The following is a 15190-nucleotide window of genomic DNA, read 5'->3' on the forward strand; positions in this document are numbered from 1 at the left end:
GGATCGGGAACGTGGCGCGTTCGGACTATCTCTTCACCAGCGAATCCGTTTCGGAAGGCCATCCTGACAAGGTCTGCGACCGGATCTCGGACACGATTGTCGACGCCTATCTCGGCGCCATGCCGGAGGCGCGCGTCGCCTGCGAGACGCTGGCGACCACCAACCGCGTCGTCATCGCCGGCGAGGTGCGCGGCCCGTCCGACATCACGAACGACTATCTCGCCCACCTCGCCCGCCTTGCCATCAAGGACATCGGCTACGAGCAGGAAGGCTTCCACTGGGAGACGGCCAAGGTCGAGGTACACCTCCATGCCCAGTCGGCGCACATCGCGCAGGGCGTCGATGCTTCCGGCAACAAGGACGAGGGCGCCGGCGACCAGGGCATCATGTTCGGCTACGCCTGCCGCGAGACGCCCGAGCTGATGCCCGCCCCGATCTACTACGCTCACGAGATCCTCAAGACGCTGACCGCCGCGCGCAAGTCCGGCGAGACCGGCCTGCTCGGTCCCGACGCCAAGAGCCAGGTGACGGTGCGCTACGCCGACGGCAAGCCGGTCGGCGTCACCCAGATCGTGGTCTCGACCCAGCACATCGAGAGCCATGCCGGCAAGGAGCTGACCTCGCACGACATCCGCGCGATCGTGGAGCCCTATGTGCGCAAGTCGCTGCCCGCGGGCTGGGTCGACGACAAGACCGTCTGGCACGTCAACCCGACGGGCAAGTTCGTGATTGGCGGTCCGGATGGCGACTGCGGCCTGACCGGGCGCAAGATCATCGTCGACACCTACGGCGGGGCGGCGCCGCACGGGGGCGGTGCCTTCTCGGGCAAGGACCCGACCAAGGTCGACCGCTCGGCCGCCTATGCCGCGCGCTACCTCGCCAAGAACGTGGTGGCGGCGGGCCTCGCCCAGCGCTGCACCATCCAGCTCTCCTACGCCATCGGCGTCTCCAGGCCCCTGTCGCTCTATGTCGACCTGCACGGCACCGGCGAGGTCGAGGAGGCGCGGCTCGAGCGCGTGCTGATGGACGTGATGGACCTGTCGCCGCGCGGCATCCGCCAGCACCTCGGCCTCAACCGGCCGATCTACGCCCGCACCTCGGCCTACGGTCATTTCGGCCGCGCTCCCGAGGCGGACGGTGGCTTCTCCTGGGAGCGCACCGATCTCGCCGGCGCCATCCGCGCCGCGCTCGGCTGAGGCAGGTATCCGGACGAGACGCGTGATCGCGGAGCAGGACAGGGGCGGCGCCTTCTTCGGGCGCCGCAAGGGCCACAAGCTGCGCGACAACCACGCCCGCCTGCTGGCGGAGGTGTTGCCGCGGCTGCGCCTGCCGGCGGGCACGGATAAGCTCGCCCCCGCGGGCCTGTTCCCGCATCCGGTCCGTGAGGTCTGGCTCGAGATCGGCTTCGGCGGCGGCGAGCACCTTCTCGCCCGCGCCCGCGAGAACCCGGACATCGGCTTCATTGGCTGCGAGCCCTTCGTCAATGGCGTGGCGAAGCTCCTTGCCGGCGTCGAGGAGCACGCCATCGCCAACCTGCGTGTCTGGGACGATGATGCGACCCTCGTCCTGCCGCGTCTGCCCGAGGCCTCTATCGGGCGCGTCTTCGTGCTCTATCCTGACCCCTGGCCGAAGCGCCGCCACCGCAAGCGGCGCTTCATCGGCGAGGAGACCCTCGCCGCGCTTGCGCGCGTCATGCGGCCGGGCGCCGAGCTACGCTTCGCCACCGACATCGACGACTATGCCGCCTGGGCGCTGGCGCGGATCGACCGCAGCGGCCTCTTCGCCTGGCAGGCCGAGCGGGCGGACGACTGGCGCCAGCCCTGGACGGGCTGGCCCGGCACGCGCTACGAGGCCAAGGCGCTGCGGGAAGGGCGCCTGCCGATGTATCTCACCTTCGTGCGGCGCTGACGGGTTCCTTTTCCCCGTCGCTCGGCCGTTTCCGCTTGTGGAAAAGCCGCGTTTTCGTTATGACACCACCGTTCGGTGGGGCGCTGCATCCTGTGTGCGGCGGAGTTTGCCATTAGCTTCGTGCGAGATGGGCTCCGTGCCGCAAGACCCCCGCTCCCCGACATTGATCAGACGCTCTCCGTCGCCGGTTCAAGACGCCGGCACGGCCGCCGGGCCGCATGGTGCAGGCGGGCGGCCACTACCGCATGGAATACGTGCGTATTCCGTGCGGCCGGCGACAGGGGGCGTGATGCAACACCAGCCGCCGGCGTTGTCCGCCTTGATCGGCGTTAGGAGACCGAATGTCCGTATCCGCTCACCAGGCCCCGTCCCGTGAAGATTTCGCGGCGCTTCTCGAAGAGTCCTTCTCGCATGCCGAGCCCGTCGAGGGTTCCGTCGTCAAGGGCCGCGTCGTCGCCATCGAGAAGGACGTCGCCGTCATTGATATCGGCCTGAAGACCGAAGGCCGCGTTGCTCTCAAGGAATTCGTCGGTCCGGGTCGGGACCAGTCGCTCGAGGTGGGTGACGAGGTCGAGGTTTACCTGGAGCGCATCGAGAATGCGCTCGGTGAAGCCGTCATCTCGCGCGACAAGGCGCGCCGGGAAGAGAGCTGGGTCAAGCTCGAGAAGGCCTTCGAGGACAATGAGAAGGTCACAGGCATCATCTTCAACCAGGTCAAGGGCGGCTATACCGTCGACCTCGACGGTGCCGTGGCCTTCCTGCCGCGTTCGCAGGTCGACATCCGTCCGGTGCGCGACGTCACGCCGCTCATGGGCGTGCCGCAGCCGTTCCAGATCCTCAAGATGGACCGCCGCCGCGGCAACATCGTGGTCTCGCGCCGCACGGTGCTCGAGGAGACGCGCGCCGAGGCCCGCTCCGAGCTCGTGGCCAACCTCGAGGAGGGGCAGGTCGTCGAGGGTGTGGTCAAGAACATCACCGAGTACGGCGCCTTCGTCGACCTCGGCGGCATCGACGGCCTGCTGCACGTCACCGACATGGCGTGGCGGCGCGTCAACCACCCGACCGACGTCGTCTCGATCGGCCAGACCGTCAAGGTCAAGATCATCAAGATCAACCACGAGACGCACCGCATCTCGCTCGGCATCAAGCAGCTGCTGGCCGATCCGTGGGAAGGCATCGCCGGCCGCTACCCGGTCAACGCCCGCTTCAAGGGCCGCGTGACGAACATCACCGACTACGGTGCGTTCGTCGAGCTCGAGCCGGGCATCGAGGGCCTCATCCACGTCTCCGAGATGAGCTGGACGAAGAAGAACGTCCACCCCGGCAAGATCGTGTCGACCTCCCAGGAGGTCGAGGTGCAGATTCTCGAGGTCGATCCGGTCAAGCGCCGCATCTCGCTCGGCCTCAAGCAGACCCTGCAGAACCCGTGGGATGCCTTCGCCGAGAAGTTCCCGATCGGTTCCGTCGTCGAGGGCGAGGTCAAGAACAAGACCGAATTCGGCCTCTTCATCGGTCTCGACGGCGACGTCGACGGCATGGTCCACCTGTCGGATCTCGACTGGAACCGTCCCGGCGAGCAGGTCATCGAGGAGTTCAAGAAGGGCGACGTGGTGCGTGCCGTCGTTCTCGACGTCGACGTCGAGAAGGAGCGCATCTCGCTCGGCATTAAGCAGCTCGAGGGCGACCCCTTCGCCGATGCCGGCGATGTCAAGAAGGGCGCCGTCGTCACCTGCGAGGTGGTCGAGGTGAAGGATTCCGGCATCGAGGTGAAGATCGTCGACACCGACATGACCGCCTTCATCCGCCGCGCCGAGCTCGCGCGGGACCGCTCCGAGCAGCGCCCCGAGCGCTTCGCCCCGGGCGAGAAGGTCGATGCCCGCGTCGTGCAGTTCGACCGCAAGGCCCGCCGCATCCAGCTCTCCATCAAGGCCCTCGAGGTCGCGGAGGAGAAGGAGGCGATCGCCCAGTACGGTTCGACCGACTCGGGCGCCTCGCTCGGCGACATCCTCGGCGCCGCCCTCAAGCGCGCCAACGAGAAGAAGTAAGCCGCGATCTTCGTTGCGGGACGGCCATGCTGCCCCGCAGCACGATCTGCAGGTGATCCTCGCAAGCGACCCGCCCGGCCTCCGGGCGGGTTTTGCTTTGCCTGCTTTTTGTCACCGCCCCGCCTTGCCCGTGACGGGGCCCGGGGCTAGTGTCCACGGCGTCCCGACCAGCCGAGGTGAAGAGCCGAGCTTCGCCAATGACATACGATGCCGACATCATGGCAGACCGCCGGCGCCTGAGGCGCAAGCTCTCGTTCTGGCGCGTCCTTGCCGTCTTCGCCCTCATCGCCGTCGTGGTCGCGCTCGGTGCGCGGTTCGGCGCGGGTTCGGTGGTCACGGGTGACCAGATCGCCGCCATCCGCATCGGCGGCTTCATCAGTGGCGACCAGCGCACGCTCGACCTCATCAGGCGAGTCAAGGACGCCCGCTCGGTGCGCGCCGTGCTGGTGCGCGTCGACAGCCCCGGCGGCACCACCTCCGGCGCCGAGGCGATCTATACGGCGCTGCGCGAGCTCGCCGCGGAGAAGCCGACGGTCGCGCTCGTCGACGGCCTCGCCGCCTCCGGCGGCTATATCACCGCCCTTGCGGCCGAGCGCATCGTCTCGCGCGATACCTCGCTCGTCGGCTCCATCGGCGTCCTGATCCAGTATCCCAACCTCGCCGGCCTGCTCGACACCCTCGGAGTGAAGGTGGAGGAAGTGAAGTCGAGCCCGCTCAAGGCGGCGCCGAACGGGTTCGAGCCCACTTCGCCGGAGGCGCGCGCCGCGCTCGAGAGCGTCGTTCGCGATTCCTTCGCCTGGTTCAAGGGCCTTGTCGGCCAGCGTCGCTCCCTCTCCGGCCCCGCGCTCGACCAGGTATCCGACGGGCGTGTCTTCACCGGTCGCCAGGCGAAGGAACTTGGTCTCGTCGACGAACTCGGCGGCCAGCGCCAAGCGGTGGCATGGCTCGAGAAGGAGAAGAAGCTCGCCAGCGATCTGCCGGTCCGGGAATGGAAGGCCGAGAGCGAGCGGCTCGGCCTGTCGTTCTGGTCGCTCCTCGGCCGCGCGGCAGCTTTCGCCGGTTATGACGACCTGGCCGGTGCGCTGCGGGCGGCTGCGCTGCGCGAAGAAGCGGGACGGCTTGACGGTCTCCTCGCCGTCTGGCACCCTTCGTTTCAAAATAATTGAAATTTCAAAGGGATAGGCGGGGGATATGATCAAGTCCGAGCTCGTGTTGCGGATCGCCGAGCAGAATCCGCACCTCTACCAGCGCGATGTCGAGAATATCGTCAATGCGATCCTCGAGGAGATTACTCGCGCGCTCGCGCGAGGCGATCGGGTCGAGCTGCGCGGGTTCGGCGCCTTTTCGGTCAAGCAGCGCAATGCGCGCGTTGGCCGCAACCCGCGCACGGGCGAGACGGTCGATGTTGCATCGAAGATGATTCCCGTCTTCAAGACCGGCAAGGAGATGCGCCTGCGCCTCAACGGCAGCGCCGCCGCCCCGGCGGCGGGCAGGAAGGCCGCTGTGAGCGTGAGCGCGTGAGCGAAGTGGAGCCGTGACGTTGAAGCGCTTCGTCAAGTTTCTGGTGCTGGCGCCAGTCGCGGTCGTCATCGTGCTCCTGGCGGTGGCCAACCGCGCGCCGGTCCAGCTGTCCTTTGATCCCTTCTCGCGCACAGAGCCGGCTCTTGCCGTGACGGTGCCATTCTTTGTCGTGATCTTCGCTGCGGTGATACTCGGCGTCCTCGTCGGCGGCATTGCCGCCTGGCTCGCCCAGGGCAAGCACCGCAAGGCGGAGAAGCGCTATCGCCGCGAGGCGGACCGATGGCGCAGCGAGGCCGAACAACTGCGCGGCACCACCGTGCGGGCCGCGCTGCCGAAGGCGTGAGCCGCTGAAGCATTTCAGCCGGCTTCGCTGTTGCGTCACCGGGGGTACCCGATGGACAAGCCGGTGCCGTCGTGCCACTTGCAGGCGTCATGTCCACCATCGTCAAGATCTGCGGGTTGAGAAGCGCCGAGGCCGTCGCTGCGGCGCTGGCGGCGGGCGCCGACATGGTCGGCTTCGTCTTCTTTCCCAAGAGCCCGCGCAATGTCTCGCTCGCCGAGGCTGTCGCCCTCGCCGGGTTCGTGCGCGGCCGCGCCGAGATCGTCGCGCTCACCGTCGATGCCGACGACGCGGCGATCGCCGCCATCCGCGATCGCCTGAAGCCCGACTGGTTCCAGCTCCACGGCAAGGAAACGCCCGAGCGCGCGGCCGCCATCCGGCGGCTCGCCGGCACGCAGGTGATGAAGGCGATCGGCGTCAGCGAGCCGGCAGACCTCGCTCGCCACGCTCCCTATGCGGCGGTCGTCGACCGCCTGCTGTTCGATGCCAAGCCGCCGAAGGGGGCTGTGCTGCCCGGCGGCAACGGCATCGCGTTCGACTGGGATATCCTCGCGGCTGGGGCCGGGGGGCGGCCCTTCATGCTCTCGGGCGGGCTCGATCCCGACAATGTGGGCACAGCCGTCGAGCGGCTGACGGATGTTCCAGGTTTCGTCGGCGTCGACGTGTCCTCCGGGGTGGAGAGCGCGCCGGGCGAGAAGGACGCTGGTAGAATCGCTGCCTTTGTCGCCGCGGCGCGGGCGTGAAGGCGTCACGGTCACGGTGGCCCTGCCGGCCGCTTTGGCTTATGCAACGGGAGACCTCGGCGGCGAGCCGGTTCCCGCTGTCGCACGAACAGAGAATGGACGAGGCGCGGGCCGAGGCTCCGCCGCTTGAGAAGGATGAAGGTCGCGTGACTGTGCAACCGCTCAACTCCTACCGCTCGGGGCCCGATGAGCGCGGCCATTTCGGCATGTTCGGCGGCCGCTTCGTCGCCGAGACGCTGATGCCCGTCATCCTCGAGGTCGAGAAGGCCTATGCCGCGGCCAAGGACGATCCCGCCTTCCAGGCAGAGATGGACGGCTATCTCGCCCATTATGTCGGTCGGCCGAGCCCGCTCTATTATGCGGAGCGCCTGACGGAGCGCCTGCGTGAAGGTGCCGGCGGCAAGGGCGCGAAGATCTATCTCAAGCGCGAGGAGCTCAACCACACGGGCTCGCACAAGGTCAACAACGTGCTCGGCCAGATCCTGCTGGCCCGCCGCATGGGCAAGAAGCGCATCATCGCCGAGACCGGCGCGGGCCAGCACGGCGTCGCGACGGCGACGCTGTGCGCGCGCTTCGGCCTCGAATGCGTCATCTACATGGGCGCCGTCGACGTCGAGCGGCAGAAGCCCAATGTCTTCCGCATGCAGATGCTCGGGGCCACTGTGGTGCCCGTCCAGTCCGGCTCGCGCACCCTCAAGGACGCCATGAATGAGGCGCTGCGCGACTGGGTGACGAATGTCGCCACCACTTATTACTGCATCGGCACGGTGGCGGGCCCCCATCCCTATCCCGGCATGGTGCGCGACTTCCAGGCCGTCATCGGCAAGGAAACGCGCGAGCAGATACTTGCGGCCGAGGGGCGGCTGCCCGATTCGCTCGTCGCCTGCATCGGCGGCGGCTCCAATGCCATGGGCCTGTTCTATCCCTTCCTCGACGACAAGGATGTCGAGATCTACGGCGTCGAGGCGGCCGGCCACGGCCTTGCGAGCGGCCAGCACGCGGCCTCGCTCACCGGCGGGCGGCCGGGCGTGCTGCACGGCAACCGCACCTATCTGCTGATGGACGACGACGGCCAGATCGCCGAGGCTCACTCCATCTCGGCCGGGCTCGACTATCCGGGCATCGGCCCCGAGCACGCCTTCCTGCACGAGACCGGCCGCGTCACCTACATCTCCGCGACGGACAAGGAGGCGCTCGAGGCCTTCATGCTCCTGTCCAAGCTCGAGGGCATCATCCCTGCCCTCGAGCCGGCCCATGCGCTGGCCAAGGTGGTCGAGCTCGCGCCGCAAAAGCCTCAGGACCACATCATGGTCGTCAATCTCTCCGGCCGCGGCGACAAGGACGTGCCGCAGGTCGCCGACATCCTTGGAGGACAGTTCTGATGAGCCGCATCGACCGGCGCTTTGCCGCCTGCCGCGCCGAGGGCCGCGCGGCGCTCGTGACCTTCGTCACGGCCGGTGATCCGGATGCCGACACCTCGCTCGCAATCCTGAAGGCGTTGCCCCGCGCCGGCGCCGATCTCATCGAGATCGGCATGCCCTTCACCGATCCGATGGCGGATGGCCCGGCCATCCAGCTCTCCTCGCAGCGGGCGCTGAAGGGCGGCCAGACGCTTAAGAAGACCCTCGACATGGTGCGCGCCCTCCGCGCGGGCGAGGCGGACACGCCTGTCATCCTGATGGGCTATTACAATCCCATCTACATCTATGGCGTCGAGCGCTTTCTGAAGGATGCGCGTGAAGCCGGCGTCGACGGCCTCATCGTGGTCGACCTGCCGCCGGAGGAGGACGACGAGCTCTGCGTCCCGGCGCTAAAGGCGGGGCTGTCCTTCATCCGTCTCGCCACGCCGACAACGGACGACGCGCGCCTGCCGGCTGTGCTCGCCAACACTTCGGGCTTCGTCTACTACGTTTCGATCACCGGCATCACCGGCAGCGCGACGCCGGATTTCGGCGCCGTGGCGCAGTCGGTGGCGCGCATCAAGGCCCATACGAACCTGCCGGTCGTCGTCGGTTTCGGCGTCAAGACCGGCGAGCACGCGGCGGCCATCGCCCGCGGCGCCGACGGCGTCGTGGTCGGCTCCGCCCTCGTCGAGGCCGTGCGCGCCTCGCTCGACGGCGAGGGGCGGGCGACGGCAGGGACGCTCGCAGCCGTGGAGGCGCTGGTGGGCGAGCTCGCCGCCGGCGTGCGCTCGGCCGCCAAGGCAACGGCGGCGTGAGGACGAGGCCCTCTCCCGTTCCCCGGATGAGGGAGAGGCGCCACCTTTGCAACACCGTCGCACCTAGCGAAAAGCCTCGCGAAGGTCTATGTGAAGGCCGCGTGACGGTATATCGGGGTTGCGGCCAGGTTCCGTGACCCATTCGGCGTGGCGGGTCCACGCCGGGACACCAGAGGTTGCCCCCGTGAACTGGATTTCAGACGTCGTACGGCCCAAGATCAAGACGCTGTTCAAGCGTGAAGTGCCGGAAAATCTCTGGATCAAGTGCCCCGAAACGGGGCAGATGGTCTTCCACAAGGACGTCGAGGCCAACCTCTTCGTCATCCCGGGCTCCGATTATCACCTGCGCATGGGCGCCAAGGCGCGCCTCGCCTCCTTCTTCGACGGCGGCGCATGGGAAGAGATCGCCCTGCCAGAGGTGCCGACCGACCCGCTCAAGTTCCGCGACGAGAAGCGCTATGTCGACCGCCTGCGCGACGCCCGCGCCAAGACCGGCATGCAGGATGCCGTCCAGGTTGGCGTGGGCGAGGTCGAGGGTGCGACCATCACCGCGGCGGTACAGGATTTCGAGTTCATGGGTGGCTCGCTCGGCATGGCCGCAGGCGAGGCGATCATCACCGGCATGGAAACCGCGCTCGCCCGCCGCACGCCCTTCGTGCTCTTCGTCTCCTCGGGCGGTGCGCGCATGCAGGAGGGCATCCTCTCGCTCATGCAGATGCCGCGCACGACGGTGGCGGTGCGCAAGCTCAACGAGGCCCGTCTGCCCTATATCGTGGTGCTGACCAACCCGACGACCGGCGGCGTCACCGCCTCCTACGCCATGCTGGGCGACGTGCACATTGCCGAGCCGGGCGCCCTCATCGGCTTCGCGGGTCCGCGCGTCATCGAGCAGACGATCCGCGAGAAGCTGCCGGAAGGCTTCCAGCGCTCGGAATATCTCCGGGAGCACGGCATGGTCGACATGGTCGTTCACCGCCGGGACGTGAAGGCGACCGTCGCCAGGCTGTGCCGCCTGCTGATGAAGCAGGACAAGCCCGCCGTCGTCGCGCCTCCTGCGGATATGCAGGCGCTCGACGCCGCCGCGGAATAACGATCAGCCCCAGACGGCCGGGGACCGCCATGGAATCGTCCGATGCCATGCTCGCGCGCTTTCTCGCGCTGCATCCCAAGACGATCGATCTGTCCCTCGGCCGCATCGAGCGGCTGCTGACGCGCCTCGGTGCCCCCCAGCGCCAGCTGCCGCCGGTCATCCACGTGGCCGGGACCAACGGCAAGGGCTCGACAATCGCCTTCATGCGAGCGGTTCTGGAGGCGGCCGGGCTCGTCGTTCACGTCTACACCTCGCCGCATCTCGTGCGCTTCCACGAGCGCATCCGGCTCGGCCGTCCCGGCGGCGGCCGCTTCGTCGGCGAGGACCGGCTCGTCGCGGCTCTCGAGCGCTGCGAGGACGCCAATGGTGGTGCTCCGATCACGGTGTTCGAGATCACGACGGCAGCGGCCATGTTGCTCTTCGCCGAGACGCCGGCCGACGTGCTGCTGCTCGAGGTCGGGCTCGGCGGACGCCTCGATGCCACCAACGTCGTCGAGACGCCGCAAGCCTGTGTCGTGACGCCGGTCTCGCTCGACCATGCCGATTATCTCGGCGACAACGTCATGCGCATCGCCGCGGAGAAGGCCGGCATCTTCAAGCGCGGCGCACCTGCGATCATCGCGCCGCAGGAGCCGGAGCCCACGGCCGTCCTCGAAGCGGCGGCGGAGCGCGTCGGCGCCCGCTCGATCCTCGTCGGCGGACAGGACTTTCATGTGCACGAGGAGCGCGGGCGCCTCGTCTACCAGGACGAGCAGGGGCTCATCGACCTGCCCCTGCCGCGGCTCGCCGGCCGTCACCAACTCGTCAACGCGGGAACGGCGCTCGCCACCCTGCGGGCGGCCGGTTATGGGCGCCTGCCGGCGGAGGCCTTCGAGGCCGGCATGAGCCGCGCCGAATGGCCCGCCCGCATGCAGCGTCTGCGCCAGGGCAGCCTCGTCGATCTTGCCCCGGACGGGGCGGAGCTGTGGCTTGACGGCGGCCACAATCCGGACGGAGGCCGCGCGCTCGCCGCCGCCTTCGCGGAACTCGAGGAGCGGCATCCCGCCCCGCTCGTCATGATCGTCGGTATGCTCGGCACCAAGGATGCCGACGGCTTCCTGAAGCCTTTCGTGGGCCTCGCTCAGGAACTCATCGCCGTGCCGATCCCCTCGCAGCTCGCCGCCCGCCCGGCCGAGGAGGTCGCGGGTATCGCCCGCTCCGTCGGCCTGCAGGCGCGGGCCAGCGACAGCGTCGAGGCGGCGCTCGCGGGGTTAAGGGCGACGGAGCGGGAACGCCCGCCGCGCATTCTCGTGACGGGCTCGCTCTATCTCGCCGGGGACGTGCTGGCGGCCAACGGCACCCTTCCGCAATAGGCTCGGATCGCGAACGTCCCCCGGCGGCCGAGCGGGCGCGGCTACTCGTCCTCGCCGAAGCGCTCGGCGAGCAGGGTTGTGATGGCGTCGAGGCAGGCCTGCGCATCCTCGCCCCTGGCCGTCACGGTGATGCTGGTGCCCTGCGCGGCGGCAAGGGTCAGGAGACCCATGATCGAACGCCCGCCAACGGTTTCGCCGCAGCGGGTCACCGTGACGTCGGCGCCGAAACGCTCGACGGTCTGCACGAATTTGGCCGAGGCACGGGCATGCAGACCCTTGCGGTTGATGATCGGCAATTCGCGCGCCAGCGCGCCGTCCGGCACCGGCGCCGGGGGGCAGTCGTCGTTGTCGAAGGTGTCGATGTCCACTGCGACAACCGCCGTCACTTGCCGGCGAGCACCCGGCTCGCCACGTTGATATATTTGCGGCCCGCTTCCTGCGCCTGCAGCACGGCATCTTCCAGCGGCTTCTCGTCGCGCACGCTGGCAAGCTTGATGAGCATGGGCAGGTTGATGCCCGCCACCACCTCGACCTTGCGCCCGTTCATCACCGAGATCGCGAGATTCGAGGGGGTGCCGCCGAACATGTCGGTGAGCACGACCACCCCTTCGCCCGTGTCGACCTGGCCTACCGCCGCCAGAATGTCCCTGCGGCGGCTCTCCATGTCATCATCCGGACCGATGGTGATGGTTTCGAACTGTTTCTGAGGGCCAACCACGTGCTCCAGCGCGGCGCGAAATTCCGTCGCCAGGCAGCCGTGGGTCACCAGCACAAGACCGATCATTCAAGAACCCGTGGCCCCGCCACCCAAAAGGAAGCGCCCATTTTGTGCATTGCGGCGGCAAGTGCAAGTGCCTGCGACCATTTGGTCATCATTCAGACAAAAGGTGCAGCATCGGACGCTCGAATCGCGCCAGCATGCCAAGGATTATGGCGGCCGTCACGCCTGCGTCGCCACCAAGAACCCGCATTCGCGGCAAGGTGATGCCCTCGACGGTCACCGTCCGGTCTGTGAATTGCGGGTATCGTTCCGGTGGCTCGATGTCGCAATCGACCACGAGGCGCACGACCGCCGCGCCCTCGGCCTCCATGGTGACGATTCCGAGGCCGCGCACCTCGAGGAGGCCCGCAAGAGCCATCGGGGCACGGGCGACGAGCCGACCGTTGCAGGCGCTCACGCGGCAGCGGTCGTCGCTGACGAGGCAGGCGAAGCGCCCGCTCGCCTGCGCTCCGGCGACGAGGGCGAGCGCCAGCCGCGACTTGCCGCTCCCCGACGCCCCGCGGATAAGGATGCCCGCCTCGTCCACGAGGACGCAGCCGGCATGGATTGTCGCAGGCGGGGCCGGGGCGGCAGCGGCGGTCATGAACGCACGGCAGCCGGCAGGCGTACCACGAAGCGGGCGCCAAGGCATTGCGGCTCCGCGCCGGCGGCGGGTGCCATTCGGTTTTCGCCCCAGATACGGCCCCGGTGCGCTTCGACGATCTGACGGGAGATGGACAGGCCGAGGCCCGAGTTCTGGCCGAAGCCCTGTTCCGGCCGGTCGGTGTAGAAGCGCTCGAAGATGCGTTCCAGGGCATGGGGCGGAATGCCCGGCCCGTCGTCGTCGACGGTGATGTCGATCTCGCCGCGGATGCGCTGCATCGTCACGCGTACTTCGTGGCCCGGCGGCGAGAAGGAGCGCGCGTTGTCGATGAGGTTGTTGACGACCTGGCCGAGCCGGCTGTCGTGACCCATGACGAGATAGGCGTCGCGCTGCGGGCTGTCCTTGATCACGAGGCGGATCGGGGCCGATTCGGCGCCGCGCACTTCGTTGGCCACCGTCACCACGGCCTCCAGCAGCCGGCGCAGGTCGACCGGCTCGGCCTCGGCGCGGGCGAGTTCGGCGTCGAGCCGCGAGGCGTCCGAGATGTCGCTGATCAGGCGGTCGAGCCGTTTGACGTCGTGCTGGATGACGGCGAGCAGTCGCTTGCGCGACTCCTCGTTGCGGGCGAGCGGCAGCGTCTCGACGGCGCTGCGCAGCGAGGTGAGCGGGTTCTTGAGCTCGTGTGCCACGTCCGCCGCGAATGTCTCGATGGCCTCGATGCGGTTGTAGAGCGCCCGCGTCATGTCGCGCAGGGCGCCCGAGAGATGCCCGATCTCGTCCGAGCGGTCGGTGAAGTCCGGAATCTCCTGCCGCGACTTGATGCCTCGGCGCACCCGCTCCGCGGCCTCGGCGAGACGGCGCATTGGGCCGGCGATGGTGCCGGCGAGCAGCACCGACAGCACGAGCATGACGGCGGCCGCGACCGCGAAGACCCGGAGCAGCGCCCAGCGCTCGGCGGCGATGATGGTGTCGATATCGCCACCCTGGGTGGAGAGGACGAGCGCCCCGCGCACGGTGCGGAAACGCTGGATGGGCACGGCGACGGATACGGTCGTCTCGCCGCGGGTGTTGACCCGCACGACGCTGCCCGGCAGGCCGGTCAGCGCCTTCTGCACCTCGGGCAGGGATTTGCCGCTCGTTGCCGTGATGTCGTCGGCGAAGGGCGTGCCCGATCGGCCGAAGAGGCGCTTCAGCCACTTCCAGCCGCTTTCGAGGAACGTCGGCTCATCCTGCGAGATCGGAGGCAGGTCGAAGCTGAGGATGTCACCGCGCGAATAGAGATTGCGCGAATCGAGCAGAAGGTAGCCCTCCCGGTCGTAGATGCGCGCGCGCGTGCGCGTGGGCGTCACCAACCGGCGCAGCAGCGGCGCCACACGCTCGGGATTGATGGAGAACTCGAGCGGCGAGAAATCCTCCTGCAGGCCCGAGCTCTCGCCCGCCTGAAGCTGCAGCAGCTTGTCGGGATCGATGGTGATCGTGTCGGTCTCGACCGTCGCCGAGGCGGCAATGGCGCCGGCGATAATCTCGCCCTGGGTGAGCAGGCTCTGCACGCGCGCGTCGATGAGGCCGGCGCGGAACTGGTTGAGATAGAGGAAGCCGAGGAAGAGGGCGACGAGCCCGGCGAGGTTCAGGACGACGATGCGCCGCGTCAGGCTCGACGACAGGCGCGTGACGACCGCCTGGCCGACGCGGCTCACCCGGCGGGCAAGGCCGGCACGGGCCGGCACCCGTGTACCCGCCTCGGCACCGTCGGCCGCTGTCCGGGTCTCGTCGAATGGTTCGGCGGTCATTCTTCCTCGCGACCGCATCGCGCCGGCCAGTGGCCGGCGACTCTCGTGCCCATCTGCCGTCAGGTTTCCTTGAATCGGTAGCCGACCCCGTACAGCGTCTCGATCATGTCGAAGCTGTTGTCGACGGCCTTGAACTTCTTGCGCAGGCGCTTGATGTGGCTGTCGATGGTGCGGTCGTCGACATAGACTTGGTCGTCATAGGCCGCGTCCATCAGCGCGTTGCGGCTCTTCACGACGCCGGGGCGCTGCGCCAGCGCCTGCAGGATGAGGAACTCGGTCACCGTCAGCGTGACGGGATCGTTCTTCCACGTGCAGGTATGGCGCTCCGGATCCATCTTGAGAAGGCCCCGCTCCAGCACCTTCGCGTCGCTCTCGCGAACCGTCCCCTGCTCGCGCGGGCTCACGCGCCGCAGCACGGCCTTAACGCGCTCCACGAGGAGGCGCTGCGAGAAGGGTTTGCGGATGAAGTCGTCGGCGCCCATCTTGAGTCCGAACAACTCGTCGATCTCCTCGTCCTTGGAGGTGAGGAAGATCACGGGCATGTCCGTCTTCTGGCGCAGGCGGCGCAGCAGCTCCATGCCGTCCATGCGCGGCATCTTGATGTCGAGGATGGCGAGATCCGGCGGGTTGGCCTTGAGGCCGTCCAGGGCCGACGCACCGTCCGTATACGTCTGTATGCGGTACCCCTCGGCTTCCAGTGCAATGGAAACGGAGGTCAGGATATTGCGGTCGTCGTCGACGAGGGCGATTGTCGGCATACTGGCTCGCTCGTTCGCAGGCATCAGTGAAGCCGAGCCTCCTGCGGGACGAGGACGGCCG

At 68.2% G+C, this 15190-nt stretch carries 16 protein-coding genes; 11 read left to right on the plus strand and 5 right to left on the minus strand.

The genetic code is table 11. The annotated features are described in order from the left end of the window. Nucleotides 1-11 precede the first annotated feature (11 nt). The 11 genes from metK (at nucleotide 12) to P2T65_RS07200 (ending at nucleotide 11217) form a co-directional block, all read left to right on the plus strand. On the plus strand, nucleotides 12-1196 hold the full coding sequence (gene metK, locus P2T65_RS07150; protein WP_055459531.1) for a methionine adenosyltransferase: 1185 nt from the start codon (nucleotides 12-14) through the stop codon (nucleotides 1194-1196). A gap of 22 nt (nucleotides 1197-1218) precedes the next feature. Continuing rightward, the gene (locus P2T65_RS07155) at nucleotides 1219-1908 is read left to right on the plus strand and encodes a tRNA (guanine(46)-N(7))-methyltransferase TrmB (protein ID WP_276199486.1); all 690 of its coding nucleotides are present in this window, start codon (nucleotides 1219-1221) and stop codon (nucleotides 1906-1908) included. 341 nt (nucleotides 1909-2249) lie between these two features. Further along, the gene (rpsA, locus tag P2T65_RS07160) at nucleotides 2250-3953 is read left to right on the plus strand and encodes a 30S ribosomal protein S1 (protein ID WP_055459532.1); all 1704 of its coding nucleotides are present in this window, start codon (nucleotides 2250-2252) and stop codon (nucleotides 3951-3953) included. A 197-nt stretch (nucleotides 3954-4150) separates the two neighbouring features. Beyond that, nucleotides 4151-5119: a signal peptide peptidase SppA gene (gene sppA, locus P2T65_RS07165; protein WP_276199487.1), complete on the plus strand. Its 969-nt coding sequence runs from the start codon at nucleotides 4151-4153 to the stop codon at nucleotides 5117-5119. Nucleotides 5120-5144: 25 nt separating this feature from the next. Then, the gene (gene ihfB / locus P2T65_RS07170) at nucleotides 5145-5474 is read left to right on the plus strand and encodes an integration host factor subunit beta (protein WP_055459534.1); all 330 of its coding nucleotides are present in this window, start codon (nucleotides 5145-5147) and stop codon (nucleotides 5472-5474) included. Nucleotides 5475-5487: 13 nt separating this feature from the next. Further along, complete coding sequence (locus P2T65_RS07175) at nucleotides 5488-5817, plus strand: LapA family protein (protein WP_276199488.1); 330 nt, start codon at nucleotides 5488-5490, stop codon at nucleotides 5815-5817. 89 nt (nucleotides 5818-5906) lie between these two features. After that, entirely contained in the window at nucleotides 5907-6557 is a 651-nt protein-coding gene (locus P2T65_RS07180) for a phosphoribosylanthranilate isomerase (RefSeq protein ID WP_276199489.1), read from the plus strand. A 146-nt stretch (nucleotides 6558-6703) separates the two neighbouring features. Next, nucleotides 6704-7939: a tryptophan synthase subunit beta gene (trpB, locus tag P2T65_RS07185; protein ID WP_055459651.1), complete on the plus strand. Its 1236-nt coding sequence runs from the start codon at nucleotides 6704-6706 to the stop codon at nucleotides 7937-7939. Then, nucleotides 7936-8775 (plus strand): tryptophan synthase subunit alpha, encoded by an 840-nt coding sequence (gene trpA / locus P2T65_RS07190; RefSeq protein WP_055459537.1) that lies wholly within the window; start codon nucleotides 7936-7938, stop codon nucleotides 8773-8775. Before trpB ends, trpA begins: the two co-directional genes overlap by 4 nt. A gap of 184 nt (nucleotides 8776-8959) precedes the next feature. Continuing rightward, nucleotides 8960-9865, plus strand: coding sequence for an acetyl-CoA carboxylase, carboxyltransferase subunit beta (gene accD / locus P2T65_RS07195; protein ID WP_276199490.1), 906 nt, complete (start codon nucleotides 8960-8962; stop codon nucleotides 9863-9865). A gap of 29 nt (nucleotides 9866-9894) precedes the next feature. Then, nucleotides 9895-11217: a folylpolyglutamate synthase/dihydrofolate synthase family protein gene (locus P2T65_RS07200; protein ID WP_055459539.1), complete on the plus strand. Its 1323-nt coding sequence runs from the start codon at nucleotides 9895-9897 to the stop codon at nucleotides 11215-11217. Between the two features lie 41 nt (nucleotides 11218-11258). Here the strand turns inward: P2T65_RS07200 and P2T65_RS07205 are convergent, their stop codons facing one another. The 5 genes from P2T65_RS07205 to P2T65_RS07225 all read right to left on the minus strand — a co-directional run bounded on the left by P2T65_RS07205 (nucleotide 11259) and on the right by P2T65_RS07225 (nucleotide 15129). After that, nucleotides 11259-11585 (minus strand): HPr family phosphocarrier protein, encoded by a 327-nt coding sequence (locus P2T65_RS07205; protein ID WP_055459540.1) that lies wholly within the window; start codon nucleotides 11583-11585, stop codon nucleotides 11259-11261. Nucleotides 11586-11599: 14 nt separating this feature from the next. Further along, the gene (locus P2T65_RS07210; RefSeq protein ID WP_026015389.1) at nucleotides 11600-12001 is read right to left on the minus strand and encodes a PTS sugar transporter subunit IIA; all 402 of its coding nucleotides are present in this window, start codon (nucleotides 11999-12001) and stop codon (nucleotides 11600-11602) included. Nucleotides 12002-12089: 88 nt separating this feature from the next. Then, nucleotides 12090-12581, minus strand: a complete 492-nt coding sequence (locus P2T65_RS07215; protein ID WP_055459541.1) for an HPr kinase/phosphatase C-terminal domain-containing protein — start codon at nucleotides 12579-12581, stop codon at nucleotides 12090-12092. Next, nucleotides 12578-14371 carry a sensor histidine kinase gene (locus P2T65_RS07220; RefSeq protein ID WP_055459542.1) on the minus strand — a complete coding sequence of 598 codons (1794 nt, stop codon included), beginning with the start codon at nucleotides 14369-14371 and terminating at the stop codon, nucleotides 12578-12580. Before P2T65_RS07220 ends, P2T65_RS07215 begins: the two co-directional genes overlap by 4 nt. 59 nt (nucleotides 14372-14430) lie before the next feature. Further along, nucleotides 14431-15129, minus strand: coding sequence for a response regulator transcription factor (locus tag P2T65_RS07225; RefSeq protein WP_019403632.1), 699 nt, complete (start codon nucleotides 15127-15129; stop codon nucleotides 14431-14433). Nucleotides 15130-15190: the final 61 nt, after the last annotated feature.

Origin of the sequence: Chelatococcus sp. XZ-Ab1 (assembly GCF_029309855.1) — a bacterium.
GTDB lineage: Bacteria > Pseudomonadota > Alphaproteobacteria > Rhizobiales > Beijerinckiaceae > Chelatococcus_A > Chelatococcus_A sambhunathii.

Excerpts from the sequence above, each read along its gene's own strand:
- P2T65_RS07210 (WP_026015389.1), bottom strand. The coding sequence starts at position 12,001 with ATGATCGGTCTTGTGCTGGTGACCCACGGCTGCCTGGCGACGGAATTT.
- P2T65_RS07220 (WP_055459542.1), bottom strand. The coding sequence starts at position 14,371 with ATGACCGCCGAACCATTCGACGAGACCCGGACAGCGGCCGACGGTGCC.
- sppA (WP_276199487.1), top strand. The coding sequence starts at position 4,151 with ATGACATACGATGCCGACATCATGGCAGACCGCCGGCGCCTGAGGCGC.
- rpsA (WP_055459532.1), top strand. The coding sequence starts at position 2,250 with ATGTCCGTATCCGCTCACCAGGCCCCGTCCCGTGAAGATTTCGCGGCG.
- P2T65_RS07225 (WP_019403632.1), bottom strand. The coding sequence starts at position 15,129 with ATGCCGACAATCGCCCTCGTCGACGACGACCGCAATATCCTGACCTCC.
- P2T65_RS07215 (WP_055459541.1), bottom strand. The coding sequence starts at position 12,581 with ATGACCGCCGCTGCCGCCCCGGCCCCGCCTGCGACAATCCATGCCGGC.
- P2T65_RS07180 (WP_276199489.1), top strand. The coding sequence starts at position 5,907 with ATGTCCACCATCGTCAAGATCTGCGGGTTGAGAAGCGCCGAGGCCGTC.
- P2T65_RS07200 (WP_055459539.1), top strand. The coding sequence starts at position 9,895 with ATGGAATCGTCCGATGCCATGCTCGCGCGCTTTCTCGCGCTGCATCCC.
- ihfB (WP_055459534.1), top strand. The coding sequence starts at position 5,145 with ATGATCAAGTCCGAGCTCGTGTTGCGGATCGCCGAGCAGAATCCGCAC.